Below are 26,642 nucleotides of genomic sequence, written 5' to 3' on the forward strand. Positions count from 1 at the left end.
GGCGCCATGCGATTCCGGATCGGCGCCCGTGGTCTACAGAGCGCGCCGGCCCATTTCAACCGCTGCGCCGCAGGAAATTTGCGCGGGCTCCGGGTGATCCGCCGCGCTCGCCGATTCGTCAATCTGAACAAGCCTTTACCCTGTCCCGCCGGGTCCGCCGCGGCCGCCCGCCGCAACGGCTTGCGAAAAAGTTGAGACCCGGCCGGTTTCATGGGATGACGGCGGCCAAACCGGCCAATTTCGACCCCCGAGGACACGCCATGACCTATCGCGCCCCGCTCAACGACATGCTGCTCGCCCTCAACCATGGCGCCGGGCTGAAGGCGGCGGTCGAGGCCGGCCATTACGGCGATTTCGACCCCGACATCACCGCCGCCGTGCTCGAGGAAGCCGGCAAGTTCGCCACCGACGTGCTCGCCCCGCTCAACCAGATCGGCGACAGGAACGGCGTCAAGCTCGCCGACAAGAAGGTCACCACCGCGCCGGGCTGGCCGGATGCCTACAAGCGCTGGACCGAGGCCGGCTGGAACGCGGTGTCCGGCCCCGAGGCGCATGGCGGCCAGGGCCTGCCGCTCGCCATCAACGCCGCCTGCACCGAGATCTGGAGCGCGGCCAACGTCGCCTTCGGCCTGTGCCCGCTGCTGACCTTGTCGGCCATCGAGGCGCTCGATGCCCATGGCAGCAAGGAGCTGAAGGACATCTATCTCGGCAAGCTGATCTCCGGCGAATGGACCGGCACGATGCAACTGACCGAGCCGCAGGCCGGCTCCGACGTCGGCGCCTTGCGTACCCGCGCCGAGCGGGCCGCGGACGGCAGCTACCGCATCACCGGAGCCAAGATCTTCATCACCTATGGCGACCACGACATGACCGACAACATCGTGCATTTCGTGCTCGCGCGGCTGCCGGACGCGCCGGCCGGCACCAAGGGCATCTCGCTGTTCCTGATCCCGAAATTCCTCGTCGATGCCGACGGCTCGCTCGGCGCCCGCAACGACATCTACGCCACCGGCGTCGAGCACAAGCTCGGCATGCACGCCTCGCCGACCTGCACCATGACGATGGGCGACAATGGCGGCGCCATCGGCTATCTCATCGGCGAAGAAAACGCCGGCATGCGCTGCATGTTCACGATGATGAACCAGGCGCGGCTCGGAGTCGGCCTCGAAGGCGTCGGCGTCGCCGATCGCGCCTATCAGCAGGCGCTCGCCTACGCGCAGGACCGCCGCCAAGGCCGCGCCGTCGGCAGCAAAGGCACCGGCTCGGACGCGATCATCGCCCATCCCGACGTCAAGCGCATGCTGATGCAGATGCGCGTCCTGACCGCCGCGTCGCGCTCGATCTGCTACGCGACCGCCGTGGCGCTCGACGTCGCCGTGCGCGCCAAGGATCCCGCCGTGCGCGCCGAGGCGGCCGCGCGCGGCGCGCTGCTGACGCCGATCGCCAAGGCGTTCTCCACCGACATCGGCAACGAGGTCGCCTATCTCGGCGTGCAGATCCATGGCGGCATGGGCTTCATCGAGGAGACCGGCGCCGCGCAGCACTATCGCGACGCGCGCATCACCGCGATCTACGAGGGCACCAACGGCATCCAGGCGATCGACCTCGTCACCCGCAAACTGGGTGCGAACGGCGGCGCCTCGGTGTTCAAGCTGCTCGACGAGCTCACCGACATCGTCCGCCGCGTCGAGGCCTCCAACGATCCGGCGTTCGGCACGACAGGCGCCAAGCTGCGCGACGCGCTCGGCGCGCTCGACCGCTCCAGCCGCTGGCTGTTGGAGAAGCTGGCGACAGCCCCGAACGACGCGCTTGCCGGCGCCACGCCGTACTTGCGCCTGTTCGGTTCGGCGCTCGGCGGCTGCATGCTGGCCAACGAGGCGCTCGCCGCGCGCAGCGAGAGCGAGACCGTCGGCGCCCGTCACGTGGCGCTGGCACGGTTCTTCGCCGAGACGTTTGCCGTGCAGGCGCCGTCCCTGGAAAAGACCGTCACCGACGGCGCCGATGCGGTGCTCGGCGCCGAGGCCGTGCTGGTGGCGTGAGTTCGACTCGGTCGTGACAGCGCAGCTTTGACGTCCTTACATCATGGCTGATCACCGGGCTCCCACCCTCCCCTGGAGGGAGAGGGTCGCCTCACGAGGAGCGCAGCGAAACGTGAGGCGGGGTGGGGTGATGTCTCCACACGCACCCGTGCCGGTGGAGACATCACCCCACCCCGCTCGCCCGCTTCGCGCGCGATCGACCCTCCCCCTCCAGGGGAGGGTGAGCACCGGCCATGTAGCATCGTGTGATCCACAATCTCAAACAGCATGTCACGATCAGCTCGGAGCGTAGCTCGGCATGAGCATCCGCGCTCTCGCGACGCGCTCCGCGCCCGAGCTATGAGCTAAATTCCCGCCCTCACCGAGTGGAGGGCGCGAGGAAGGCCGGACCTCGGCTGAGGCCCGTGGCCCGCCTGCAGAAAAAAGGCAGGCGGCAGTCACCACAGGTACAGCCGGACAGACCCGGCCTTCCCCGCGCGATGGTTTTAACGGTCTATAGCGCGCTCTTCCTGGTGCACCGGGCTTTCTGGCCACCATGTCGCGCAATGCGCTCTCGCGCATTACGCTTGATACTAGCGTCGGAGTATCAGAACCACACGCCTTCACCGTCCGCGAGCAGCCGTTCGTCCGTGCCAACAGCACTGCGCCCGCCCGCGTCCACCGCATCCCGCTGCCAACGTCCGTGACGACCGCGAAGCGTCCCCTACCGTGCAACGGGATGGGCGTACCATAATGCTGATTTGGGGAAACGACAAAGCGATTTATGTTTTTCAGCAAACCTTGACACGATCATTTCGGGTCAACGTGATTTGCCCGACAGGCGCGCGCCCGCCGAGGCTCCCAATTCAGACCTCGGAGCCGGAAAGGCTCGATGCACCCTGCGGCTCTCCCGCTCATGCTTGACTTTCTCCGCGCGGTACAGACAGTTCCGGCCACCGCTCCCGTCGCGATCGTGATCACGGAATTCGCGCCGCTTCGCGAAGGGATTGGTGAGCCTCTGCATAGTTCATCGTTTTTGATCATGCCCATTCGGAGAACCATATGAAATCGCTCGTTGCCCCACTATTTGCCGTCGCCCTCCTGCTGTCATCTGCGCCGGCGTCGGCGGTCGTCCTCGATCTGTCGACCATGAGCTGCAAGCAGTTCGTCGAAAGCGGCGACGACACCATCAAGATGGTGCTGATCTGGCTGGACGGCTGGTACAAGGGCGATCAGGACGAAGCGCTGTTCGACACCGAGGAGTTCATCGCGAACGCCAAGAAGTTCGGCGCGTACTGCGCCGAGCATCCGACGGTCAGCATCGTGACGGCGGCCGAGAAGATCCTCGGCAAGTAACCGGCGACGCGCACCATCCGTGTCGCGTAGGGCGGGTTGGTGTTAGTGTGACCCGCCTTTCCACCGCGCCGCCAAGGGCGGATGACGCTCCGCTCATCCGCCCTCCTCCGTTGTCTCAAATGCCGAGCCATTCCAGTCCGCCCGGCAGCTCATCCGCGGCAAAATCGACTTGCAGCACGCGGCGATGGCCGGGCTGCACGGATAGTTCCGAGGCGTGCAGGATCGGTGTTGCATACAGCCAGATGTCGCCCGGCTCGGCGTGGCACGCGACGGTGCCGCACCGCGCGACGACGATCGGCACATCGGCTTCCGGGATGCGGCCGAGGCAGTGTGAGCCTGGCGCAATCAGGAGCGGGGCGTTGCCGTCGGGCACGGCGTCGAGGTGGACACGCAAGGTGACCATCCGCGCTAGCACCTCGTAAGGCGGCGCGACGTGCTGCAGGCCGCCCTTGGTGGTCCAGGGACCGAAACCCGAGAGCTCGATGCGCTCGCGCACTACGATGGTCCGGTCCTGATGCCACGGGACCGCCCAATTCATCTGCGGCGTCTTGTCGAAATAGACGGCGCGCACCGGGCGCGCGGCATCGCCGAGAACGGCGGCGGCGGCGCGGCCGACCGGACCGTCATTGGCGAGCAACGGCGTCAGCGCGGCAACACCGTGCAGCCGGGTGCCGGCCTGCGCCGGTGCGTGGCGGGACAGCGCGGCGGCGAGAGCGTGCAAAGCGGACGCATCGAGTGCCGTCGTGACGTGCAGCGCGCCGGCGTCGGTGAACTGCGATTTCTGCTGGGAAGAGAGCGCGAAGGTCATGCGCGCAGGAGACTAGAGTGCGCCGCGGGAGCTTGGCAATCGCTCTTCTTTCCCGCCGCCGAGTTCGCAATCCATGCCCACGATGGACATGAGATGCGAGCGCGATGGGGCCACCGGCGTCAAGCTTCGGTCTTGGTCCGGCATCAGGACGGCGGCGTCCGGACATAATCAGACGCAACTGGCGCCGCCAGTTTCGGGCGGCAGTTGCGTTGAAGAAGCGGGCCGAACGCCCACCGCGCGGCCCGGCTTCCTTCTTCACGCGAGAGTCCCATGTCGATCAGCTCTGTCACAACGCCCGTCGCGGCCACCGCGTCCCAGGCAAGCACCGCCACGCAATCCACCTCGTCCACGTCTCAGACGTCGTCGTCCTCGGCCACCAGCTCCGCCAGCGCCACGTCTGAAAGTTCTTCCGGCAGCGGCGGCTCATCGTCGGGCAAGACCGTGGTCAGCGAGGTCTCGATCACCCTCGACGGGATCACCACGACGACGATCACCTATTCCGACGGCTCGACCGAGGTGACCAAGACTGCCGCTGCCTCGAACGGAAGCGGCAACAACGCGCAGACCTACAATGCGCAGGGCGCGACCAATGGCGCAGCCAGCAGCACGGCTGCGTCGAGCCAAGGCGTGACGGCCTGAGGCTCGTTCGGAATCCCCGCGCCGTCCTACGAGCTGTGGGTCGCGCCGAGCGATGGCGTGGCGCCGATCGCGAGCGTCGCATCCGAACGCGCCGGTTCCGAATGAGGAACTGGACGAGCATTACAACAGCAAAACGCGCTGCGACGCACGCGTCGCGGTGACGCCGTGAAGCAACAGTCCGCGCGCGATGTCATGCGCGGCCCATTGTTAATTTGCCCCGGCGCGCCGAGTCACGCCTGCTGGCAGGCGGCTACGACAATGGGGAGACGACGATGTTGCGGAGCGTGATCGGCGCGGGAGTGCTGGTGCTGGCGATGGGGTCCGAGTTGCAGGCGGCCAACGAAGCAGGTCCGGAGACGCGGATGTCGTGCTCCGAGGTTCGCTACTACGTCGAGAAATATACCGCCGAGGTGGCCGAGATGTATGCGCGCAGCCGGGGCGCCACCGACGCCCAGATCAGCCGGGCCCGGCGCTGCCTATCGCCGGTTCACTTCCGCCGGGCGGAGCGGTCGCACAGCTATACGGAGTGAGACGGCAGCCCATGTTGGCTTGCTCGTTGTTGTCATCGCTCCCTCCACCGTCATTCCGGGGCGCCCGCAGGGCGAGCCCGGAATCCATACTCACGATGGTGGTGAGGTGCGAGCGGCATGTGGCGCGTGCTCGCCTCAAACTGAGGCCTGTGGTTATGGATTCCGGGCTCATTCACGCTGCTTCAAACGGCTGCGCCGTTTGCGCGCGAATGCCCCGGAATGACGACTGGGAGAGAGTTGAGACTCTTAGGGCAGGTTAGCCGCAGGCGTAACCCGCCGTCTTGATTTGGAAGGCGGCGGATTTGGAAGGCGGCGGATGACGCTGCGCTCATCCGCCTACGACTACGCCCTCCTCACGCCTGCTCGATCGCGGCCGGCATCTTCGCCACCGACATCAGCGAGCGGGCGACCTGGTTGAGGAGCTGGTCGGCGTTCTCCTCCTCGGCCAGCGACTTCGACAGCAGCGCGACGACGGCGCTGTGGCGGAGCTGCTGGGCGAGGTTGCGCGCGGTGGTGTAGCCGGAGATCTCGTAATGCTCGACCCGCTGCGCGGCGCCGATCAGTGCGAGGTCGGCGGCGGCATCCTCCTTGTCCTCGCTCTGGGTCATGATCTCCTGGCCTTCCTCGATGAGGCCCATCATGCCCTTGCAGGGTTTTGCGCGCGGCGTCTTCCCAAGGAGCTCGAAGCACTCGTTGATGCGCTCGATCTGCGCTTCCGTCTCGGCCAGATGCTGCTCGAACAATTCGCTCAACTGGTCGAAGCGCGCGGCCTCCGCCATCTTCGGAAGCGCCTTTGTGAGCTGCTTCTCAGCATGCAGGATGTCGCGCAGCTCGTCCATGAGGAGATCGCTGAGGCCGGATTCGTCGGCCGGCGGCGAGCTTTCGGTGACAATCGCAGAGGCTGCTCCGGGCTCGCCGGCCTGGATCGCCGGCGATTCCGTGAACACCCAGTCGCCGCCCTCGTTCCAAGGGCCCCGGGTGTCGATCTCGCCGTGGTCCCCGGCGCCGGTGGAATCGTTGAAGAACTGATCGACCAGGCCCGGCGTCGGCGCGAGGCGGCCGATGCTGAAGGCGGGCTTGCCCATGCTCTCCAGCGCCAGCGCGAACGCCTTCATGTGGGTGATCTCGCGCGTCATCAGGAATTGCAGCGCGTCCTTGGTCCCGGCATCGTCGGTGAAATTGATCAGCCGCTCATAGACGATCTTGGCGCGCGCCTCGGCGGCGATGTTGCTGCGCAGGTCGACGTCGAGCTCGCCGGTGATCTTGAGATAATCGGCGGTCCACGGATTTCCCTGCGAGTTGAACAGGTTGACGCCACCGCCGCCGGCGATCGCAATGAGCGGATCGGCCTCGGCGGCCTCGCGGTCGAACTTGGCGGGCTTCAGGTGCATGCGGGCGAGCGTGCCGACCACCTCGAGATGGCTCAGCTCCTCGGTGCCGATATCCATCAACAGATCCTTGCGGTCGGGATCCTCGCAATTCAGGCCCTGGATCGAGTACTGCATGGCCGCGGCGAGTTCGCCGTTGGCGCCGCCGAACTGCTCGAGCAGCATGTTGCCGAAGCGCGGATCCGGCTCGTCGACACGGACGGTGAACATCAGCTTCTTGACGTGGTGATACATGGGGAGGCCTCGGACGTTTGCGGGGGGACGGCAAGCAAGGTCCGAACGGCCGGCCACCACGGTTGTTCCTTACCGCCGACTGACGCCATGCGCGTTCCTGCCGGCCGCGCGATCGAGGCAGGCCGGCCATGGCACGAGGGGTCAGGGCGACGCCGCGTCAAACGCGCTTCCTCCTTGTCGGCGAGCTCCATATGCACGCCAAGACACACTCCACACCCGGATTGCCGGTGTCATCGAGGCTCTGCGCGTTTGGTGCCAGGAATGCGCAAGAGGGAACCTGCCGGCGGGAGGAGGTGCCTGCGCCACCGGCGCGGGCTGCCACGCGACATCCTGTTGGCAGCTGAACGATGGCCCCTTGCTAAGGTTTTCCCTGCTCGCCTAAGCTGTTCCGCTGGAGAGTGACATGTTGATGCGAACACCGGCCAGGGAGAACCCAGGTCTCGGCGCGCGAGTCCGCCGGGTCATCGAGCGACTCCGCGACCACGCATCGTCATTCACCTCATCATCGCCCGCGAATGGGGCGACACTGCGGAAGCCGTCCTACGTTGTCGACGATGAGCCTGACGACAGCAACATGGACGTCGCGCTGGCGGCGCTGATTGATCAGATCGAACGTCCGGCGCACACGCCGCTACCACGGTTTCCGAGTCTCGCGCGCGTCACGTCGTCGCGCCAGGCGCCGCACATCCCGGTGTACGAGCGGCCACCCTATTTCGACGTCGCGCCGCGCCCCGTCGAGGTCGAGCCGCGGCGGATGGCCTATGATGAGGCCGCCGAGCGCATCGTGCCCGAGGACGAACTGTCGGAACTGCGCAAAGACCTGATGAGCGCGATCTCAGCGCGGCTCGGATCGCCGGAGGATCATCTGGCGACGATCAGGAACCTGCTGAGGTCGGTAAAGTAGGATGTGGGGCCGCAGCAATATCGGCAAGACGGTCGAGGAGCTGACCGATCATCTGCGGCTGGTCGATCACGTGCGCGCGCTGCAGGATGGCCAGAAGGAGATCGCCGAGGCGATCAGGGCGGTCAACAACCGCCTGACCTCGATCGAGGCCGAGTTCAGGGTGCTCAAGGCGGAGACGCAGCGCGATGCGCTGCGCGAGGTGCAGCACGCCGTGCAGGGTGTCCAGGGCTCGGTGCATGACGAACTGACCCGCATGGCGACTCGGCTGGTGGTGCTGGAGCAGGCACTGCGGCGCGAGGCTGTCCGACAGCAGGCATCGCCGGCCGCCGGCCCGCGCCCGCCGGCTGCCCCGTCCCGCCCGGACGGATCACGCTGAGGCGCGACAACTGGACCGCGGCAGACTCAGCGCAACTTTGCCGAGCGGCTTGCAATCTCGATGATGACGCTGCCGCTCTTGGCGTAACCGTCCGGCACAAAGGCTTCGCCCGGTGCGAGTTCGCGCATGTCCTCCGCGTCCTTCGGCTTCGGAAAGCCTTTGGCGCAGGCCGTGCTGATCGTCTCGTGATCGGCGTAGCTGACGGCGGCGACCACGCTGCCGGGGGTTGGCCCGGCCGCGAGCTTCGACAGGCCGAAATATTTGAGCTGCTCCGAACAGGTAACGATGATGGTCAGATAGGCTCCCGTCGTGTCCTCGGCCTGCAGCAGAAAATCGTAGGACATCTCGATGGACCCGCCGCTGGCACTGGCGAAGCCGACGCGCGCCACGCCGGTCTCGACCACCCCCTGCCCCATATGCCCGGTCAGGCAGACGAGCACGTCCTGCGCTTCGTCCCTGGTGGTGGAGATGACGCATTCATTCACCTGCATGCCCGGCTGGAAGCCGCGAAATTTGTAAGCGCCGCCGACCTGCTCGAACACGACCGCGCCGCCGAAATCGGTCGCGTGCGGCTCGCAGCCGCTGCCATAGCTCACGACCAGCAGCGGATTGGCTCCGGCCACGAATTGCCCCTGCTGCCGCTGCGGCTGGAGAGTGACGTTACAGCGACGCCCCTCGGCCTCGGGATAGGATTTGACCTCTTTGCAGGTCGCCCCTGTAATCGACTTGGGCGCACAGAATTGCGACAGCAGCGCGCGATCGCTGGGGGCGGCCTCGGCGCTGCTCATGAATGCGCAGCACAGCAGCAACGAGATCAGCACGGAAAGACATCTGGTCATGGAATTTTGCCTTGCTATGACGACACGCTTGGCGTGCAACGATAGCTTATCGCCGATGCGGTTGAAAACCAGTCGTCAACCATGAACGCGCGCGGCCGCGCCTGCGCGCCTCGGCCGCGCCCGCCCCGGCCGGCGACGGCCGCTTCGGCCCTTGGCGCGGTCGGCGGATGATGTAGGCTGATGCGCGAGAAACGACTCAGGACAACGACCGGCGCATAGCGGCCGGCGCACACGCGCGAGGGGCCCATGACCGACCATCTGATCGTCACCGACGAGGGCGAGACGCGGACGATCAAGCTCAGGCGTCCGGAGAAGAAGAACGCGATCACCCAGGCCATGTATCTCGGCATGAGCGATGCCATCGACACCGCGCAGAACAATCCGCTGGTGCGATGCATCATCATCACCGGCGGCTCCGGCGTGTTCACGGCCGGCAACGATCTCGAGGATTTCCTGCACGCAGGCCATGCCGCCAGCGAGGCCGCGCGCACCTCGGCGGCGACCAAATTCCTGTATTCGCTGGCGCATAACGTCAAGCCGATCATCGCCGCGGTCGACGGCGTCGCGATCGGCATCGGCACGACGATGCTGTTCCACTGCGACTACGTGCTGGCCTCGACCACGGCGACGTTCTCGACGCCCTTCATCCATCTCGGCTTGGTGCCGGAGGGCGCCTCGAGCCTGCTGATGCCGCGGACCATGGGCTATCAGCGGGCGTTCGCGATGCTGGTCATGGGGCGCACCATGACCGCGGCCGACGCGCAGATCGCGGGCTTTGTCAACACGGTGGTAGCGCCGGGCCATACCGAGGTCGAGGCGCACAAGGTGGCGCGCGACATCTGCCGGCTGCCGGCCGAGGCGGTGGCGATCGGGCGCAGGCTGATCCGCACCGCGCCTGACGAGCTCACGCGCCGGATCGACCAGGAGGCCTATCTGTTCGCCGAGCGCATGACCTCCGAGGAGGCGGTCGGCGCGTTCAAGGCGTTCCTGTCGCGCAAGAAGAAGAAATGAGCGGGGCCGCGGCGGGCGCGCATGGCGCAGTTTGATGTCATCGTGATCGGCTGCGGCGCGGTCGGCAGCGCCGCCGTGCTGCATCTCGCCAAGGCCGGGACGCGCGTGCTGGGCATCGACCGTTTCCAGCCGCCGCATAGGCTCGGCTCGACCCATGGCGAGACCCGCATCACCCGCGCGGCGATCGGCGAAGGCGTCGACTACACGCCGCTGGCGCAGCGCTCGCACGTGCTGTGGCGTGAGCTGGAGCGCGAGACCGGCGCGCATCTGTTCGAACAATGCGGCTGCCTGTTCATCCCGAGCCAGGACGGCGGCGAGGTCCACGGCGTCTCTAGCGCGCAGTTCTTCAGCAACATCGAAACCGCCGCGCGGCTGCACGGCGTCGACGGCGAGACGATCTTGCCGGAGCGGCTGCGCGCCGACTATCCGGCCTTCGCCATCGCGGCGGGCGATCGCGCCTTCCTCGATCGCGAGGGCGGCTATCTCATGGTCGAGGACTGCGTCCGGGCCGAGCTCGCGGTCGCCGCGCGGCATGGCGCGGAGCTTGTGACCGGCCGGCGCGTGACGGCGTTTCGCCGTGCCGCCGGCGCCCACATCGTGACCATGGACGACGGCACGACGGCGTCGGCCAACAGATTGATCGTCACCACCGGGCCGTGGATCACCGAGCTGATCGCGCCTCTGCGCCGGCGTGTGAATGTCACGCGGCAGGTGCTGTACTGGTTCGAGGTCCTGTCCCATCCCGAGCGCTTCGGGCCGGACACGCCGGTCTTCATATGGGACGTCAGCGGACGCGGGCGGGCGGCGTCCGATATCTACGGCTTCCCCTGGCTCGGCTCGCCGGACAACGGCGTGAAGATCGCCAACGAGGTGCTGACCGGCGAGACCGATCCCGACCACGTGTCGCGGGCGGTGACGGCGGACGAGATCGCCGAGGTTTACGAGACCTATGTCCGCCCCTTCGTGCCGGATCTCGGCCCGCGCTGCCTACGCAGCGAGGTCTGCCTCTATACCAACGCGGCGGGCGGCCGCTTCGTCATCGACCACGATCCAGGTGACGCCGAGGTGATCTACGCCTCGGCCTGCTCGGGCCACGGCTTCAAGCATTCGCCGGCCGTGGGCGAGGCGCTCGCGGCGATGGCCCGGGGCGAGACGCCGCGCGTCGACCTCTCCGGCTTCACGCTGGACCGGCTGGCCGTCGCCGATCCAGCATAGCGGACGGCGCAACTACTTGCCGGACTGCAGCGCCGCCGTCTGCTTGGCCAGCCCGTCGTCGAACTGCGTCTCGAGCTTGTCGAGATAGGCGTTGAACTCACCCGGCTTGACGAACGGGTTGGGCGCGCCGTCGGCAATCTTCGCTCGCTTTCCGGCCATGTCGTACATCTCCGGATGCGGCGCCAGCAGGATGTCGGGATGCGCGGTCTTGGCCCAGGCGAAGGTCTTCTTGTAGTCGTCGACGATGCCCGGATAGGTGGGACGGCCGACCAGCCGGTTCAGCGCCACGGTGGCGCTACAGAAGAAGATCAGGCTGCGGGTGGCGTCGCCATCCTTCACGTCGGTCGTCCAGCTGGTGCAGCCCGGCGAATGGCCCGGCGTCTCATGCGCCGTCAACGTGACGCCGCCGAGCGTGACGGTGTCGCCCTCGCGCACGGCGCGGTCGACCTTGACCGGCGGGAAGCCGAGATAGCGCTCCTCCTCGCGGCCCGGATAGAAGCCGCCTTCCAGCAGCGGCACGTCCTTGGCGCCCGCCACCATCTGCGCCCCGGTTTCCTGCTTGATCTGCGCCAGCCCCCCGGTGTGGTCGATATGGGCGTGGGTGTTGAGGATGTATTTGATGTCGGCGACCTTGAAGCCGAGCTTGCCGATGCTGGCCTCGATCTGCGCGGTCGATTCCGGCATCACGGTATCGATCAGGATATGGCCCTGCGGCGTGGTGATCAGGTAGGAAGCGAGCCCATTGGTGCCGACGTAGTAGACGTTGTCGATCACCTTGAACGGCTCGGTCGGCTTATTCCACGCCGCGACCATCTGCTTCATCAGGTCCGGCAGCGATTGCGCTGCAGCGGAGCCGGCGGCCAGCGACAATGTCGCCGCGAGCAGCATCATTCTTTTCATTCCGGCCTCCCGATGTATTGGTGTTATGAAATCGTTTTATGTCATTGCGACCGCGGCGGGGCAATCGCGCTTCGTCCCGCGGCCCCTGCATCACACGTGACCCTGCCATGAGCCGTCTCTCCCGCTTCGCCCTTGCCTGCCTGCTGACCGGCGCCGCCGTTGCAAGCATCGTCGGCCCGCCAGCATCGGCCGAGGACGAGCCGATAGCGTTGCGCATCCTCGCCATCAACGACTTCCACGGCAATCTGGAGCCGCCCTCTTCCGGCATCCGCGTCGCCGATCCCGCCGATCCAACCAAGACCACCGTTGTTCCAGCCGGCGGCGCCGAGCACATGGCGAGCCTCGTCAAGCTGCTCGCCGACGGCCAGCCCAACACGATCTTCGTCGCAGCCGGCGACCTGATCGGTGCGAGCCCGTTCCTGTCGGCGATGTTCCACGACGAGCCGACCATCGAATCGATGTCGCAGATGGGGCTCGCCCTGTCGGCGGTCGGCAATCACGAGTTTGACGAGGGCAAGGCCGAGCTGCTGCGGATGCAGAACGGCGGCTGTCATCCGACCGACGGCTGCCGCGGGCCGCAGCCGTTCACCGGTGCCAAATTCCACTATCTCGCGGCGTCGACGTTCCTCGCCGGCACCGACAAGACGGTGTTTCCGCCCTATGAGATCCGCACCTTCGAGGACGTTCCGGTCGCCTTCATCGGGCTGACGCTGAAAGGGACCCCGGGCATCATCTCGCCGGCGAGCGCGGCCGGCCTCGACTTCCGCAACGAGGCCGAGAGCGTCAACGCGCTGATCCCGGAATTGAAGGCCAAGGGCGTGCAGGCGATCGTCGTGCTGATCCACGAGGGCGGCTGGCCGTCCGGTGGCATGAACGAATGTCCCGGGCTGTCGGGGCCGATCGTTGACATCGTCAAGGAGCTCGACAGCGCGGTCGACATCGTCATCTCGGGCCACACCCATCAGGCCTATGTCTGCACCATCGACAAGCGGCTCGTCACCTCGGGCGACAAGTTCGGCACGCTGGTGACGGCGATCGACGTCAAGCTCGACCGCACCACGCGCGACGTGATCAGCGCCACCGCGACGAACATCGTCGTCGACACCAGCCTGCCGAAGGATCCGGCGCAGACCGCGCTGATCGACGCCTATGAGAAGCTCGCGGCGCCCTACGCCAATCGCCCCGCCGGCGTGCTCACCGCGACGCTGTCGCGGCTGCCGAACGCCTCCGGCGAGAGCGTGCTCGGCGACGTCATCGCCGATGCCCAGCTCGCAGCGACAGCCGCGGCGGACAAAGGGAGCGCGGTCATCGCGATGACCAATCCCGGCGGCATCCGGACGGATCTCGTTCGGCGCGACGACGGCGCGGTGACCTATGCCGACGTGTTCGCGAGCCAGCCGTTTCGCAACCAGCTGATGACGGTCACCCTGACCGGTGCCGAGATCAAGGCCGCGCTGGAGCAGCAATGGCTCGACCCGGCGCGGCCGCGCATCCTGCAGGTCTCCAGCGGTTTTTCCTATGCCTTCGATGCGAAACAGTCCGCGGGCGCGCGGATCGATGCCGCCAGCATGATGCTCGAGGGCAAGGCCATCGATCCCGCCGCGTCCTACCGGGTCACCATCAACAACTACCTCGCGCTCGGCGGCGACGGCTTCACCGCGTTCAAGAGCGGCCGCGATCCGATCACGGGACCCTATGACGACGAGGCGCTGTTCGCCTATCTCAAGGCCAACAGCCCGCTGGCCCTGCCGCCGCGCGGCCGTATCGTCAACAAGGCTTCGTGACGCCTGCCGCGCCGGGGCGGAAAGCCGGTCATATCGCCCGCGGGGCTCTTTCCGAGGCTGCGTTCAGCGCATAGATTGGGCCCTCCCGCAACGCGCGAGTGGCAGAGCCCTGATGTCGACGCTGTATCTCTCTCATGAAGCCTGCCTCGATCACGCCACGCCGTCCGGCCACCCCGAGCGCGCCGACCGCCTGCGCGCCGTCGAGGAGGCGCTGACCGAGGAGCGCTTCGCCCTGCTCGATCGCGACGAGGCCCCGGAGGCCGACATCGAGCTGGCCCTGCTCTGCCACAACGAGCACTACGTCACCGAGCTGCGCCACATGGCCCCGACCTCGGGCATCATCTATCTCGACGGCGATACCTCGATGTCGCCCGGCACCTGGGAGGCCGTGATGCGCGGCGTCGGCGGCGCCGTCGCGGCGACGGAGTCGGTGATGTCGGGCCGCCACCGCAACGCCTTCGTGGCGGTGCGCCCGCCCGGACATCATGCCGAGATCGCCAAGCCGATGGGCTTCTGCTTCTTCGACAATGTCGCGATCGCCGCCCGCTACGCCCAGCGCACCTTCGGCATCGAGCGTGCCGCCATCGTCGACTTCGACGTCCACCATGGCAACGGCACCCAGGACATCTTCTGGGCCGACAAGAGCGTGATGTACTGCTCGACCCATCAGATGCCGCTGTTCCCGGGCACGGGCGCCCGCGGCGAGCGCGGCGAGCACGACACTATCGTCAACGCACCGCTGGCCTCCGAGGACGGCAGCCTCGAGTTCCGCTCCGCCTTCGAGAACCTGATCCTGCCGCAGCTCACCAAGTTCAGCCCCGAGCTCGTGATCATCTCGGCCGGCTTCGACGCCCACTATCGCGACCCGCTGGCGTCGCTCAACCTGCGGGCGGAGGATTTCGGCTGGGTCACCCGCAAGCTGATGGAGCTCGCCGACAAGACCGCCGGCGGCCGCGTCGTCTCGGTCCTGGAGGGCGGCTATGACCTTCAGGGGCTGAAGGAATCCGTCGCGGCCCACGTTGCGGCGCTGACCGGGGCGTAATCCCCAGGTTCCAGCCGATCCACCCCGGCAGGGCCTGACAGGGCCGCGAGCGGGGTGTAAAAGCACGGCCCCGGAGTTGAGTGAGCTGCAGGGAACCCGCATGGCGGACAACACCGTAACCGACGTCAAGAAGCTGTCGTTCGAGCGCGCGATCGAGGAGCTTGAATCGATCGTGAAGCGGCTCGAGGACGGCAAGGTGCCGCTCGAGGAGTCGGTGGCGATCTATGAGCGCGGCGAGGCGCTGAAGCGGCGCTGCGAGGAGCTGCTGCGCCAGGCGGAGGCCCGGGTCGAGAAGATCACGACCGACGCCAGCGGCCATGCGGTGGGAACCGTGCCGCTCGACGTGCAATAGCGGCTTGCGGCCGACCGGCCGTCTCCGAGCGACAGTCCGGATTTATTTCGCTGCGTGTGGCCCGACGCGACACGCGGGTAAAGCGCCTCCCATTCGTGCAATTCAGCCGCACATCGGTGCAACTGCATCGTCAATGGGCTTGGCCGCCAAGTGTCCCCCGGCGAAGTCTCTGCCACCGCGTTCACCGCTCGAGAGCCAGCGCTACGTCCTTCGTTTACCATGCGACACGATTGGATCCGGGCAGTTCGCCGTGGCGCCCCCGATCCTACGATCGTTCCGTTCCGCGTCTGCGATCGTCCGGCCCGATCATGACAATGTGCTTGGATCGCAGGTCTTCCGCGTCCGCTTCGTGACGATCCACGAAAGGCCGCACGCCTGCGACTTCTTCATGATGGCCTGCGGACCGATCCCCTGACGCGAACGCATGGCTCACCGTGCCGCGGCGCGCGCAATCGCCGCATCGGCGGATTCTGCGGCGCGGGAAAAAGCCTGGACCGAGCTCGCGTCCCCGGTCTATTCCGGAGCGACGGCTGCCGTCGATTTGAGCAGAGCAATGGAACCTCCGGCACGCCGCCGCGGTTGAGACGTGGCGCAAAGGTACCGTTTGCGGGCTTGCCAACTCCCGCCGGGTTGGCTTTAAGACGCACTTTGGTGTAAAGCTTCTCGCAACTGCGGGTTTTTGGAAGTGTCCATCCTCTCCGGAGAGAGGAATCTAAGCGCTTGCAAGAGCTAGCAAAACTGACTTGGCTGAACGACTTGGCGATCTTGGGCGACTAACGAGGACGGCAAGGCCACCAAGAGTGACTTACATCACATAGATCGATCCCAAACCCGGCTAGTCTTCGGACTGCGGCTTCGATCCGCGCGGATGTGACCTTCAAGACCTCAGGTTTCGCCGCCCGTTACGATGAACCTCTCAGATGTCGGCCCTTGAACCCGACCTGCAAAATTGGAATGTCACCGTGACCACATTTAGTAAGACGCCGCTTCTCGACACCATCAAGACCCCGGAAGATCTGCGCCGGCTGAAGGTCGAGCAGGTCCGGCAGGTCGCCGACGAATTGCGCCAGGAGACCATCGACGCGGTCTCGGTGACCGGCGGCCATTTCGGCGCTGGTCTCGGCGTGGTCGAGCTGACCACGGCCATCCATTACGTGTTCGACACCCCGCGTGACCGCCTGATCTGGGACGTCGGCCACCAGGCCTACCCGCACAAGATCCTGACCGGACGCCGCGACCGCATCCGCACCTTGCGCACCGGCGGCGGCCTCTCCGGGTTCACCAAGCGCGCCGAGAGCGACTACGATCCGTTTGGCGCTGCGCACTCGTCGACCTCGATTTCCGCCGGTCTCGGCATGGCCGTTGCGCGCGACCTGTCGGGCGGCAAGAACAACGTGATCGCCGTGATCGGCGACGGTGCGATGTCCGCCGGCATGGCCTATGAGGCCATGAACAATGCCGGCGCGATGAACTCCCGCCTGATCGTGATCCTCAACGACAACGACATGTCGATCGCGCCACCGGTCGGCGCCATGTCGGCCTATCTGTCGCGCCTGTACTCGGGCAAGACCTACCGGACGCTGCGAGATGCCGCCAAGCAGCTCGGCCAGCATCTGCCCAAGGTGATCGCCAACCGCGCCAGCCGCGTCGAGGAATATTCCCGCGGCTTCATGATGGACGGCGGCACGCTGTTCGAGGAGCTCGGCTTCTACTACGTCGGCCCGATCGACGGCCACAACCTCGACCATCTGCTTCCCGTCCTGAAGAACGTCCGCGACATGGAGACCGGCCCGATCCTGGTCCACGTCGTGACCCAGAAGGGCAAGGGCTACTCGCCCGCGGAAGCCGCGGCCGACAAATATCACGCGGTGGCCAAGTTCGACATCGCCACCGGCACCCAGGCCAAGGCCAAGCCGAACGCGCCGGCCTATCAGAACGTGTTCGGCCAGAGCCTGGTCAAGGAAGCCGAGAAGGACGACAAGATCGTCGGCATCACTGCCGCGATGCCCTCGGGCACCGGCATTGACATCTTCGCCAAGGCGTTCCCGAAGCGCACCTTCGACGTCGGCATCGCAGAGCAGCACGCCGTGACCTTCGCCGCCGGCCTCGCAGCCGAGGGCTTCAAGCCGTTCTGCGCGATCTACTCGACCTTCCTGCAGCGCGGCTACGACCAGATCGTCCACGACGTCTGCATCCAGAGCCTGCCGGTGCGCTTCGCCATCGACCGCGCCGGCCTGGTCGGCGCCGACGGCGCGACCCATGCCGGCTCCTTCGACAACGCCTATCTCGGCTGCCTGCCGAACATGGTGATCATGGCGGCCTCCGACGAGGCCGAGCTGGTGCACATGGTGGCGACCCAGGTCGCGATCAACGACCGGCCGAGCTCGGTGCGCTATCCGCGCGGCGAAGGCCGCGGCGTGGAAATGCCCGAGGTTGGCGTTCCGCTGCCGATCGGCAAGGGCCGCATGATCCGCCAGGGCAAGCAAGTCGCCCTGCTCTCCTTCGGCACCCGGCTTGCCGAGTGCGAGAAGGCCGCCGACGAGCTCGCCGCCCATGGCCTGTCCGCCTCGATCGCCGATGCGCGCTTCATGAAGCCGCTCGACGAGGAGCTGGTGATGAAGCTCGCCCGCGAGCACGACATCCTGATCACGATCGAGGAAGGCTCGATCGGCGGCTTCGGCTCGCACGTGATGCAGTATCTGTCCGACCAGGGCATGCTGGACGGCGGCCTGAAGATGCGTTCGATGGTGCTGCCCGACGAGTTCCAGGACCACGACACGCCGGCAGCGATGTACGCCCGCGCCGGGCTCGACGCCAAAGGCATCGTCCGCAAGGTGTTCGAGGCGCTCGGCAAGGATTACACGACCGAGTCGGTCAAGCTCGCCTGAGGCGAGCTTGCGTCCCGCAGTGGTGAGCCATGAAGATCTATCTGGCAGGTCCCGACGTGTTCCTGCCGGATGCCATTGAAATCGGCCGGCGGAAGGTCGCGATCTGCGACCGCCACGGCCTGATCGGCCTCTACCCCCTCGACAACAGCATCGACCTCGCCTCCTCCGACGCCTCGCGCCAGATCTTCCATGGCAACGAGGCGATGATGGACGACGCCGATGCCATCATCGCCAATCTCACACCGTTCCGCGGGCCCGGCGCCGATGCCGGCACGGTCTATGAGTTCGGCTACATGGCCGGCTCCGGCAAGCTGTGTCTCGGCTACTGCAACGACCCGGCCGTCTACGCCGATCGTGCCCGACGCTTCACGGCGGTGACGGAGCAGGACGGCCGCCTGGTCGATGGCGAAGGCCTGACTGTCGAGGATTTCGGCCTGCCCGACAATCTCATGATGATCCACGCGCTCGAGCTACGCGGCGCCCCGCTCGTCGCTCCACGCGAACGCCCTGCGGACGTCTGGCATCATCTGGCAGCGTTCGAGACCTGCGTGAGATTGGCGGCGGAGCGGCTGGCGACGAGGACGGTTTGATCCCGGGCCCCTCCGAAGCCGCGAATACGCGCGAACAGCTTGCAACACCCGTCATTGCGAGCGAAGCGAAGCAATCCAGGGCTACAAAGGAGGTCTGGATTGCTTCGTCGCGTCGCTCCTCGCAATGACGGAGTTCAAAATTCATTGCGTCGCCCTCATCTCACCTATCTCGCGATCCGGCCCATGACCCCTGCCCGCAAACGTGCTGACATCCTCCTCGTCGAACGCGGCCTGTTCGAGAGCCGCGCGCGGGCGCAGGCGGCAATCGAGGCGGGGCTCGTGTTCGCCAACGACAAGCAGGTGGGCAAAGCCTCGGAGAACATTCCCGCCGACGCCGTCCTGCAGGCCGAGCCGGCGCATCCCTGGGTGTCGCGTGGCGGCGTCAAGCTGGCGGCGGCGCTGGAGCATTATGGCATCGAGGTCGAAGACCATGTCTGCCTCGATGTCGGTGCCTCCACCGGCGGCTTCACCGAGGTCCTGCTGGCGAATGGCGCGGCGCTCGTGTTCGCAGTCGATGTCGGCCGCGACCAATTGCACCCATCATTGCGCAATCACCCGAAGATCATCTCGATGGAGCAGACCGACATCCGCAGCTACGACGGCAAGCGCCTGCCGCAGCGCCCCGACGTCGTCGTGATCGACTGCAGCTTCATCTCGCTCAAGGCGGTGCTGCCGGTCGCATTGTCGCTCGCGGCCTCGCCGATGAGCCTGCTGGCGCTGATCAAGCCGCAATTCGAGGCGCAGGGAAAGCACGGCAAGGGCGGCATCATCAAGGATGCAAGCGTGCATGCCGCCGTCTGCGACGACATTGCGGCCTTCGCCGCCTCGCTCGGCTGCAGCGACATCGAGATCTTCCCGTCATCGATCAAGGGCGGCGACGGCAACGCCGAGTTCTTCCTGGGAGCGCGCCGCCATGGTTGAGCGTCTCGTCATCGACCATGTCGGCCATCGCGGCGATGGCGTGTCGCTGTCATCGGGCGAGGCGCTGTACGTGCCCTACACGCTGGCCGGCGAGACCGTCGAGGCGGCCGTCGTGCCCGGGCATCCCGATCGCCGCAAGCTGCTCGCGGTGGAGGCGGCGAGCTCGGAGCGGATCGCGCCATTCTGTGCGCATTTCGGCGTGTGCGGCGGCTGCGCCATCCAGCACTGGATGCCCGGGCCCTATCAGCAGTGGAAGCGCAACATCGTCGTCGAGACGCTACGGGCCGCCAAGGTCGACTGCGAAGTGGCCGATCTGATCGATGCCCACGGCGCCGGCCGGCGCCGCGCCACCTTCCACGCCCGGATGGGCACGCACGACGTCCTCAGGGTCGGATTCTCGGCCGCGAACAGCCACGACATCGTGCCGATCGACCGCTGCCCGATCCTCGACCCCGCGCTGGACGGTGCGCTGGAAGCCGCATGGGCGCTGGCGGAGGCGCTGAAGCCGACCGGCAAGCCGCTCGACATTCAGGCGACCGCGACCAGCAACGGCCTCGACATCGACATCCGCGGCTCCGGCCCGCTGCCGCCGCCGCGCGTCGCGGCCCTGTCCCGCCTCGCCGAACAGCACCGGCTGGCGCGGCTGACGCGCCATGGCGAGCTGGTGCTGATGCGCAATGCGCCCGTGGTTACGATGGGGACGGCACAGGTGACGCTGCCGCCCGGCTCGTTCCTGCAGGCCACCGTGCAAGGCGAGGAGACGCTGGCGCAATTGGTGATGGAGCGGATCGGCAAGGCCAAGCACGTCGCCGACCTGTTCTGCGGCGTCGGCCCGTTCGCGCTGCGGCTCGCCACGCGGGCGCGCGTCACCGCCATGGACAATGATGCCGGCGCGATCGCGGCGCTGCAAAAGGCGTCTGGCACGCCCGGCCTCAAGCCGATCAAGGCCGAGGCGCGCGACCTGTTCCGCCGCCCGCTGATGTCGCCGGAATTGCGCGACATCGACGCCGTCGTGTTCGATCCGCCGCGCCAGGGCGCTCAGGCGCAGGCCAGGCAACTCGCGGCCGGCAAGGTGCCGGTGATCGTCGCGGTGTCCTGCAACGTCACGACGTTCGCGCGGGATATGCGCATGCTGATCGACGGCGGCTACAAGCTCGAGACCGTGGTGCCGGTCGACCAGTTCCGCCACACCCCGCATGTCGAGCTGGTGGCGAGGCTGGTGCGGTGAGCACCGTCAACGGATTTACGAGCGAGATCGGCTTTTTCGGGGAGCGCCAAGCGTTGCCCCTGCAATGACGCACGGAGCTCGCGCATCACGCTCGGTGCGTCCCCTCGCCCCGCTTGCGGGGAGAGGTCGACTGAGAACGCCGCTGACTGTGAGCACGAACTCGTAGGCGATCGACCAGCGATGTCGCCTATCCGATGCGCTACCTCACCACGCTGACCTTCACCGGCGCGACGCCGGAGTTGACCATGCCGAGCGCCTGCGCGGCTGAGTAGGACACGTCGACCACCCGCCCCTGCACGAACGGTCCGCGATCGTTGACGCGCACCACCACGGAGCGGCCGGTCTTGACGTTGGTGACCTGCAGGCGGGTGCCGAACGGCAGGCTGCGATGCGCGGCCGTCAGCTCGGAGGGATTGAAGCGCTCGCCGCTCGCGGTCTTCTGGCCTTCCGAATAGTAGCTGGCGAGACCGGACGCTCCGGAGTGCGCCGGCGGCGGGCTGAGCTCGGCCCGCCGGACGCGCACCACTGACTCCGGCGCCTTCTCCGCACGCTGCACCTGCGGCCGAAATTCGGCTCCGGCTTGCTTCGTCGGCGCCGCCCAGCGCGCCTGCCGGACCGCCGATGATTGCGCGCAGGCTGCGAGCGAAGCCGCCGCCGCACACACCAGCGCTGCCCTGAGAAGTTGGCAAGCGAGCCCTGCACGCGGACCTTGGATGACTGACGAGCGCCTGACGCGCTGCGCGGGACGTGCTGTCCGGTCGATGATACGCATGTTCTGTGCGCCTCCGCCTCAACCCGCTCATGGTCGCGGCCCAATCGCGGCGGCACGGTGGCAAAGGGAAACTTGCGGGAGATGCAACCCCTGGTTTTTGGGAGATTGTGGCTTAATGGCAACAGATCAGCCTGAACAGCGGCCTTGTGGAGTTTTTCCACGCAAGAACTTCATACTGTCATCCTGGGAGAACACGTGAATGCCTGACCCGCTGCTGACCCGCATCGTCGGCGAACTTGCCGATGTCCCGGGACTGCGCGCCATCGCGCTCGGTGGATCGCGTGCGCGCGGCACCGCGCAGGCGGGCTCGGACTACGACGTCGGGCTCTACATCGCATCCAGGCACGACCTCGACACCGACGTGCTGCGCGAAGCAGTGCGGCGGCTCGTCGACGACCCGCAAACGCTCGAACTGACGGCGGTCGGCGGCTGGGGACAGTGGATCGTCGGCGGCGGCTGGCTCAGAATCGACGGGCACAAGGTCGACCTGCTCTATCGCGAGATCGATGCGGTCGGCGGCGTGATCGACGACTGCCGGAAAGGGCGGATCGAGATGCACTACCAGCCAGGCCATCCGCATGGCTTCGTCTCGGCGATCTGGATGGGCGAGGTCGCGCTCTGCCGCCCGCTGCACGATCCCGCGCAACTGCTGGCGGGGCTGAAGTCGCGCTGCACGCCCTATCCGCGCCGCCTGCGCGACGCGATTATTGCGCGCTTCCAGTGGGAGATCGCATTCAGCATCGATAATGCCGAGTTGGCTGTCGGGCGTGGCGATCATACCCACGTCGCGGGCTGCGCCTATCGCGCCCTCGCCTGCCTTGCGCAGGTGCTGTTTGCGGTCAACGGGCGCTACCTGATCAACGAGAAGGGCGCGCTCAAGGAGGCCGCGACGTTTGGACTGGCACTCGTCGGTCTCGCGGCGCGAGTGGAGTTCATCTGGCAATCGATCGGCAATGGCGAATTCGGTGCGGCGCTCCGCAGCCTGCGGGAGGTCGAGGCCGAATTGAAACAGGCGTTGGTCCATGCTGCGACGGCCGGCTGAGATCGGCGCCTTACCAATCAAGTCTCCCCGCGCGCGCGTCTGCTCGGCAGCCTGGGCCTGCTGGTCACCGCCCCCAGCGGTCCTGCCAGATCTTCTCGCCGATCGTGCAGGACACGCGCGGCTCCTTGTCGGCATCGTCGGCGACCGGCACGATGCGCGGCGGCGGTGCGCGTCCGGCAACCTCCATCAGCAGCTTGGTGCGGATGGCTTCCTTGAATTCGTCGCGGCTCTTGATCGTGACCACGAACGAGCCGTGGCCGCCGGTCACGCAATCCTTGTAGTAGAGATCGAGGTTCTCGATATCCATGGTCGAGTAGGACGGCTCCTTGACCATGATCGGCAGGCCGTTGATGGTGATGCCCTTGTCGACGGCCTCGTCGCGCGCGATCGTCACCGGGGAGGGGCCGTTGTTGTTGGGCCCGTCGCCGGAGATGTCGATGACGCGGCGCAGCCCGCGATAGGGATTCTCATCGAACAGCGGCATGGCGAAGTAGATCGCGCCCGAGATCGAGGTGCGCGACGCGCGGCGGATCGGCGTCTTCATGATCTCGGCGGCGACGGCGTCGGCACTTTCCGGTCCGTCGATCAGGCGCCATGGAATGATGATCTTCTGGTCGCTCGAGGCCGCCCATTCGAAATAGGTCACGGCGATGCGGCCATGCACGCCGCTCTTCAGCGCCTGCAGGAACTCGCGCGAGCTGAGCGCCTGGGCGTAGCCTTCGCGCTGGATCGCCAGCTCGTCCAGATCCATCGAGTAGGACACATCGACGGCGAGGATCAGCTCGACGTCGACGGACGCTTCCTTCTCGCTCAGCTGCTGCGCCGGCTGGGCCCTCGGCGCGGCCACGACGCTGGCGACGTCGCCGCCGGCCAAGGCGCCTGCCAGACACGCCACCCCGATCGAGATCCACCAGCGCATGAGCTGCCCTCCAATCGCGTCCGATGATGGTGACATGCAATCCGCAGAGCGCAAAGCGGGAACGCACACATCCATTCACATTCCGGTTAGTCCCCTGGGGTTTGCCCGGATGTCAGGCAGCCGCGTGCGCCCATCGCGCAAGGCATGCAGCCCGTGGTTTCCCGGAGCGGCCGAAGCCTGTATCGTGGCGTGACTGCCGCATCCGGAACACAGGCGCGCCCTTAGAATGAACGATGCCGTCACCAAGCCCAAGACGAAGGTACGCACCAAGACCGAGCGTCCGCGGCTCTACAAGGTGATCCTCGTCAACGACGACTTCACGCCGCGCGATTTCGTGGTGATGATCCTGAAGGCGGAATTCAGCATGACCGAGGACCAGGCCTACAAGGTCATGATCACGGCGCATAAGCTCGGCGTCTGCGTGGTGGCCGTGTTCACCAAGGACGTCGCCGAGACCAAGGCGACGCGCGCGACCGATGCCGGCCGCGCCAAGGGATACCCGCTGCTGTTCACCACCGAGCCGGAGACCTGAGCCGGCGAACTAATTCCCTTCCTCGCGCAGCCCGTACGCACGTTGTGCGGTCGCGAGGCCTGCGATCGGAAATTCGCCGAGATCGGTCCAGAGATCGGTCAGCGGCCCGGGACAGGCGCCGGCAAACGCCTCGGACGCGACCACCGTCCGCTTCAGTCGCGCGGCGATCTTCTCGAGCCGAGCGGCGAGATTGACGGCCGGGCCGATGCAGGTGAAGTCGAGCCGGTTGCCGCCGCCGATATTGCCATAGAGCAGCCGTCCGACATGCAGCGCGACGCCGAAGCGGAAGCGTTCCCCGGTGCCGCCGGCCGCGTATTCGAGCGCATCGACGCGGGCCCGCGAGGCGCGCGCCGCCGCAAGGACGCGGGCGCAGACCTCGGTCGGATCGCCGCCCTGCTCGCGAAACGGAAACACGGCGAGCAGGCCGTCGCCCATGAACTTCAGCACCTCGCCGCCCTGCTCGCGGATCGGATCGACCTGGCAGTCGAAATAGTGGTTGAGGATCGCCACCACGTCCTCAGCCGGCAGGCGATCGGACAAGGGCGTGAAGCCGCGCAGATCCGACAGCCAGATCGCCGCATCCAGCGTATCGGTGTGGCCGCGGCGGATCTGGCCGCCCAGAATACGCTCGCCGGCGCTATTGCCGACATAGGTGTCGAGCAGCATCGAGGCCGTACGTCGAAGCGTGACGATCTCGGTGTAGCGCGCCAAAGCCGGCATCAGCGAGCGAATCGCATTCAGATGCGCGTCGGTGAAGCCTGTTGGAGATTTGGTGGTCCAACTCGACGCGTGGACCGCACGGTCGATGAAGGTCAAAGGTAGAGTGAAATAGTCGGTCACGCCTTCGGCCCGCAGATCCATCAGGATCGGAAAGAGCTCGGCTTCCCGATCGCGAGGATCGGCCCTGAACTCGGTCCCCTGCTCGAACACGCGCGCAAGCGGGCTGTCCCTGTAGGCCGGCGTGCTCTCGAAGCCGAAATCGACCGAGCCCATCTCGACCTCCGCCCCCTGGCGCCAGATGAAGCTGCGGCCGGCGATATCAGGATGAAGGGTGCGGACGAACACGCCCACGCGCCACAGCGGCACGCCGAGCCCGACCAGACGATCGCAGCATTCGGACATCATCTGGCTCGGCGTCGCCGCGGAACGCGCGCCGTCGACCAGCCAGTCCTTGATGTCCCGCAGCTTCGAAGCGTCCATGGGACGACACTAGGCGAGCAGCGTGGCAACAGCAAACAGCCGCGGCGGCAGCGTGCGGCTACCCCACCTGGCCGCGATGGCGCAGCAGATGATCGGCCAGCACACAGGCCATCATCGCCTCGCCGACGGGAACCGCGCGGATGCCGACGCAGGGGTCGTGACGGCCCTTGGTCAGGATCTCGGTCTCCTGGCCCGAGCGGTCGACGGTCTGGCGCGGGGTGAGGATCGACGAGGTCGGCTTGACCGCGAAGCGCAGCACGATCGGCTGTCCCGTGGCGATGCCGCCGAGAATGCCGCCGGCATTGTTGGAGAGGAAGCGCGTGCCGTCATTGGCCGAGCGCATCTCGTCGGCATTCTCCTCGCCGGTCAGCTCGGCCGCACCAAAGCCGGCGCCGATCTCGACGCCCTTCACGGCGTTGATGCTCATCATCGCCGCGGCGAGATCGGCATCGAGCTTGCCGTAGAGCGGCGCGCCAAGTCCCGCCGGCACGCCCTCGGCGACGATCTCGAGCACGGCGCCGATCGACGAGCCGGACTTCCTGATGCCGTCGAGATAGTCCTCGAAGAACGCCGCCTTGTCCTTGTCGGGGCAGAAGAAGGGATTGCGCGCGACCTCGTCCCAGTCCCAGTTGCCGCGATCGATCTTGTGCGGCCCCATCTGCACCAGCGCACCGCGCACCTTCACGTCCGGCAGGACCTTGCGCGCGATCGCGCCGGCGGCGACGCGCGTCGCGGTCTCGCGCGCCGAGGAACGACCGCCGCCGCGATAGTCGCGCAGGCCGTATTTGGCCTCGTAGGTGAAGTCGGCGTGACCGGGACGAAACTTGTCCTTGATCTCGGAATAGTCCTTGGAGCGCTGGTCGGTGTTCTCGATCAGGAGCGCGATCGGCGTGCCCGTGGTGACCTGCACGCCCGTGTCGGGATCAGCCATCACGCCTGACAGGATCTTCACCTGGTCCGGCTCCTGGCGCTGGGTGGTAAAGCGCGACTGGCCGGGACGGCGGCGGTCGAGATCACGCTGGATCTCGTCGGCGGCGAGCGGGATCCGCGGCGGACAGCCGTCGACCACGCAGCCGATGGCCACGCCATGGCTCTCACCGAAGGTGGTGACGCGGAACATGTGGCCGAAGGTGTTGAAGGACATGAGCTGATCA

The 26,642-nt window shown here is 66.7% G+C and carries 25 protein-coding genes; 17 read left to right on the plus strand and 8 right to left on the minus strand.

All coding sequences use genetic code 11. The features are described 5' to 3' along the window. Positions 1-260 precede the first annotated feature (260 nt). Complete coding sequence (locus ACQR13_RS24790) at positions 261-2,039, plus strand: acyl-CoA dehydrogenase (RefSeq protein WP_315715558.1); 1,779 nt, start codon at positions 261-263, stop codon at positions 2,037-2,039. A gap of 1,041 nt (positions 2,040-3,080) precedes the next feature. Continuing rightward, on the plus strand, positions 3,081-3,374 hold the full coding sequence (locus tag ACQR13_RS24795; RefSeq protein WP_315715557.1) for an HdeA/HdeB family chaperone: 294 nt from the start codon (positions 3,081-3,083) through the stop codon (positions 3,372-3,374). Positions 3,375-3,489: 115 nt separating this feature from the next. Here the strand turns inward: ACQR13_RS24795 and ACQR13_RS24800 are convergent, their stop codons facing one another. After that, on the minus strand, positions 3,490-4,182 hold the full coding sequence (locus tag ACQR13_RS24800; RefSeq protein WP_315715556.1) for a phytanoyl-CoA dioxygenase family protein: 693 nt from the start codon (positions 4,180-4,182) through the stop codon (positions 3,490-3,492). Between the two features lie 270 nt (positions 4,183-4,452). Between ACQR13_RS24800 and ACQR13_RS24805 the strand changes: the two genes are divergently transcribed. Both ACQR13_RS24805 and ACQR13_RS24810 read left to right on the plus strand, forming a co-directional pair. Further along, positions 4,453-4,821 (plus strand): hypothetical protein, encoded by a 369-nt coding sequence (locus tag ACQR13_RS24805; RefSeq protein WP_315715555.1) that lies wholly within the window; start codon positions 4,453-4,455, stop codon positions 4,819-4,821. 272 nt (positions 4,822-5,093) lie between these two features. Further along, positions 5,094-5,351 carry a hypothetical protein gene (locus ACQR13_RS24810; RefSeq protein ID WP_315715554.1) on the plus strand — a complete coding sequence of 86 codons (258 nt, stop codon included), beginning with the start codon at positions 5,094-5,096 and terminating at the stop codon, positions 5,349-5,351. A 353-nt stretch (positions 5,352-5,704) separates the two neighbouring features. Here the strand turns inward: ACQR13_RS24810 and ACQR13_RS24815 are convergent, their stop codons facing one another. Then, positions 5,705-6,973, minus strand: coding sequence for a DUF892 family protein (locus ACQR13_RS24815; RefSeq protein WP_315715553.1), 1,269 nt, complete (start codon positions 6,971-6,973; stop codon positions 5,705-5,707). 574 nt (positions 6,974-7,547) lie between these two features. Here ACQR13_RS24815 and ACQR13_RS24820 point away from each other — a divergent pair. Beyond that, positions 7,548-7,877, plus strand: coding sequence for a hypothetical protein (locus ACQR13_RS24820; protein ID WP_434863323.1), 330 nt, complete (start codon positions 7,548-7,550; stop codon positions 7,875-7,877). 1 nt (position 7,878) lies between these two features. Then, a complete protein-coding gene (locus ACQR13_RS24825; RefSeq protein WP_315828092.1) occupies positions 7,879-8,253 on the plus strand; it encodes a hypothetical protein in 375 nt (124 codons plus the stop codon). A 26-nt stretch (positions 8,254-8,279) separates the two neighbouring features. Here the strand turns inward: ACQR13_RS24825 and ACQR13_RS24830 are convergent, their stop codons facing one another. Beyond that, on the minus strand, positions 8,280-9,092 hold the full coding sequence (locus ACQR13_RS24830) for a hypothetical protein (RefSeq protein ID WP_434863324.1): 813 nt from the start codon (positions 9,090-9,092) through the stop codon (positions 8,280-8,282). A 246-nt stretch (positions 9,093-9,338) separates the two neighbouring features. Between ACQR13_RS24830 and ACQR13_RS24835 the strand changes: the two genes are divergently transcribed. Then, a complete protein-coding gene (locus ACQR13_RS24835; RefSeq protein ID WP_434863325.1) occupies positions 9,339-10,103 on the plus strand; it encodes an enoyl-CoA hydratase-related protein in 765 nt (254 codons plus the stop codon). A 21-nt stretch (positions 10,104-10,124) separates the two neighbouring features. After that, positions 10,125-11,318 carry an N-methyl-L-tryptophan oxidase gene (solA, locus tag ACQR13_RS24840; protein WP_434863326.1) on the plus strand — a complete coding sequence of 398 codons (1,194 nt, stop codon included), beginning with the start codon at positions 10,125-10,127 and terminating at the stop codon, positions 11,316-11,318. A gap of 12 nt (positions 11,319-11,330) precedes the next feature. Here solA and bla read toward each other — a convergent pair whose 3' ends face one another. Further along, positions 11,331-12,218, minus strand: a complete 888-nt coding sequence (bla, locus tag ACQR13_RS24845) for a subclass B3 metallo-beta-lactamase (RefSeq protein WP_316164259.1) — start codon at positions 12,216-12,218, stop codon at positions 11,331-11,333. 107 nt (positions 12,219-12,325) lie between these two features. Between bla and ACQR13_RS24850 the strand changes: the two genes are divergently transcribed. The 7 genes from ACQR13_RS24850 to ACQR13_RS24880 all read left to right on the plus strand — a co-directional run bounded on the left by ACQR13_RS24850 (position 12,326) and on the right by ACQR13_RS24880 (position 21,023). After that, the gene (locus ACQR13_RS24850; protein ID WP_315752054.1) at positions 12,326-14,002 is read left to right on the plus strand and encodes a bifunctional metallophosphatase/5'-nucleotidase; all 1,677 of its coding nucleotides are present in this window, start codon (positions 12,326-12,328) and stop codon (positions 14,000-14,002) included. A 112-nt stretch (positions 14,003-14,114) separates the two neighbouring features. Continuing rightward, positions 14,115-15,044 (plus strand): histone deacetylase family protein, encoded by a 930-nt coding sequence (locus tag ACQR13_RS24855; protein ID WP_315715545.1) that lies wholly within the window; start codon positions 14,115-14,117, stop codon positions 15,042-15,044. 100 nt (positions 15,045-15,144) lie between these two features. Further along, a complete protein-coding gene (locus ACQR13_RS24860) occupies positions 15,145-15,396 on the plus strand; it encodes an exodeoxyribonuclease VII small subunit (protein WP_315715544.1) in 252 nt (83 codons plus the stop codon). A gap of 962 nt (positions 15,397-16,358) precedes the next feature. After that, positions 16,359-18,284 carry a 1-deoxy-D-xylulose-5-phosphate synthase gene (dxs, locus tag ACQR13_RS24865; RefSeq protein WP_315715543.1) on the plus strand — a complete coding sequence of 642 codons (1,926 nt, stop codon included), beginning with the start codon at positions 16,359-16,361 and terminating at the stop codon, positions 18,282-18,284. A 29-nt stretch (positions 18,285-18,313) separates the two neighbouring features. After that, entirely contained in the window at positions 18,314-18,874 is a 561-nt protein-coding gene (locus tag ACQR13_RS24870) for a nucleoside 2-deoxyribosyltransferase (protein WP_315715542.1), read from the plus strand. Between the two features lie 183 nt (positions 18,875-19,057). Continuing rightward, positions 19,058-19,795, plus strand: a complete 738-nt coding sequence (locus ACQR13_RS24875; RefSeq protein ID WP_315715541.1) for a TlyA family RNA methyltransferase — start codon at positions 19,058-19,060, stop codon at positions 19,793-19,795. Then, positions 19,788-21,023 (plus strand): class I SAM-dependent RNA methyltransferase, encoded by a 1,236-nt coding sequence (locus ACQR13_RS24880; RefSeq protein WP_434863327.1) that lies wholly within the window; start codon positions 19,788-19,790, stop codon positions 21,021-21,023. The genes ACQR13_RS24875 and ACQR13_RS24880 overlap by 8 nt, the downstream gene beginning before the upstream one ends. A 199-nt stretch (positions 21,024-21,222) precedes the next feature. On the opposite strand, the gene ACQR13_RS24885 is transcribed toward ACQR13_RS24880, so the two are convergent. Continuing rightward, positions 21,223-21,795, minus strand: coding sequence for a septal ring lytic transglycosylase RlpA family protein (locus tag ACQR13_RS24885; protein WP_315715539.1), 573 nt, complete (start codon positions 21,793-21,795; stop codon positions 21,223-21,225). Between the two features lie 199 nt (positions 21,796-21,994). On the opposite strand from ACQR13_RS24885, the gene ACQR13_RS24890 reads away from it, so the two are divergent. Next, positions 21,995-22,837: a nucleotidyltransferase domain-containing protein gene (locus ACQR13_RS24890; protein ID WP_434863328.1), complete on the plus strand. Its 843-nt coding sequence runs from the start codon at positions 21,995-21,997 to the stop codon at positions 22,835-22,837. A gap of 64 nt (positions 22,838-22,901) precedes the next feature. Here the strand turns inward: ACQR13_RS24890 and ACQR13_RS24895 are convergent, their stop codons facing one another. Beyond that, complete coding sequence (locus ACQR13_RS24895) at positions 22,902-23,756, minus strand: DUF1194 domain-containing protein (RefSeq protein WP_434863329.1); 855 nt, start codon at positions 23,754-23,756, stop codon at positions 22,902-22,904. A gap of 226 nt (positions 23,757-23,982) precedes the next feature. Between ACQR13_RS24895 and clpS the strand changes: the two genes are divergently transcribed. Further along, on the plus strand, positions 23,983-24,288 hold the full coding sequence (clpS, locus tag ACQR13_RS24900) for an ATP-dependent Clp protease adapter ClpS (RefSeq protein WP_315715536.1): 306 nt from the start codon (positions 23,983-23,985) through the stop codon (positions 24,286-24,288). 9 nt (positions 24,289-24,297) lie between these two features. Here clpS and ACQR13_RS24905 read toward each other — a convergent pair whose 3' ends face one another. Further along, the gene (locus ACQR13_RS24905) at positions 24,298-25,488 is read right to left on the minus strand and encodes an adenylate/guanylate cyclase domain-containing protein (protein ID WP_315828083.1); all 1,191 of its coding nucleotides are present in this window, start codon (positions 25,486-25,488) and stop codon (positions 24,298-24,300) included. Between the two features lie 58 nt (positions 25,489-25,546). Further along, the gene (gene aroC, locus ACQR13_RS24910) at positions 25,547-26,632 is read right to left on the minus strand and encodes a chorismate synthase (RefSeq protein ID WP_315715534.1); all 1,086 of its coding nucleotides are present in this window, start codon (positions 26,630-26,632) and stop codon (positions 25,547-25,549) included. Positions 26,633-26,642: the final 10 nt, after the last annotated feature.

The sequence above is a fragment of the Bradyrhizobium sp. HKCCYLRH3059 genome (assembly GCF_051168035.1).
Classification (GTDB): domain Bacteria; phylum Pseudomonadota; class Alphaproteobacteria; order Rhizobiales; family Xanthobacteraceae; genus Bradyrhizobium.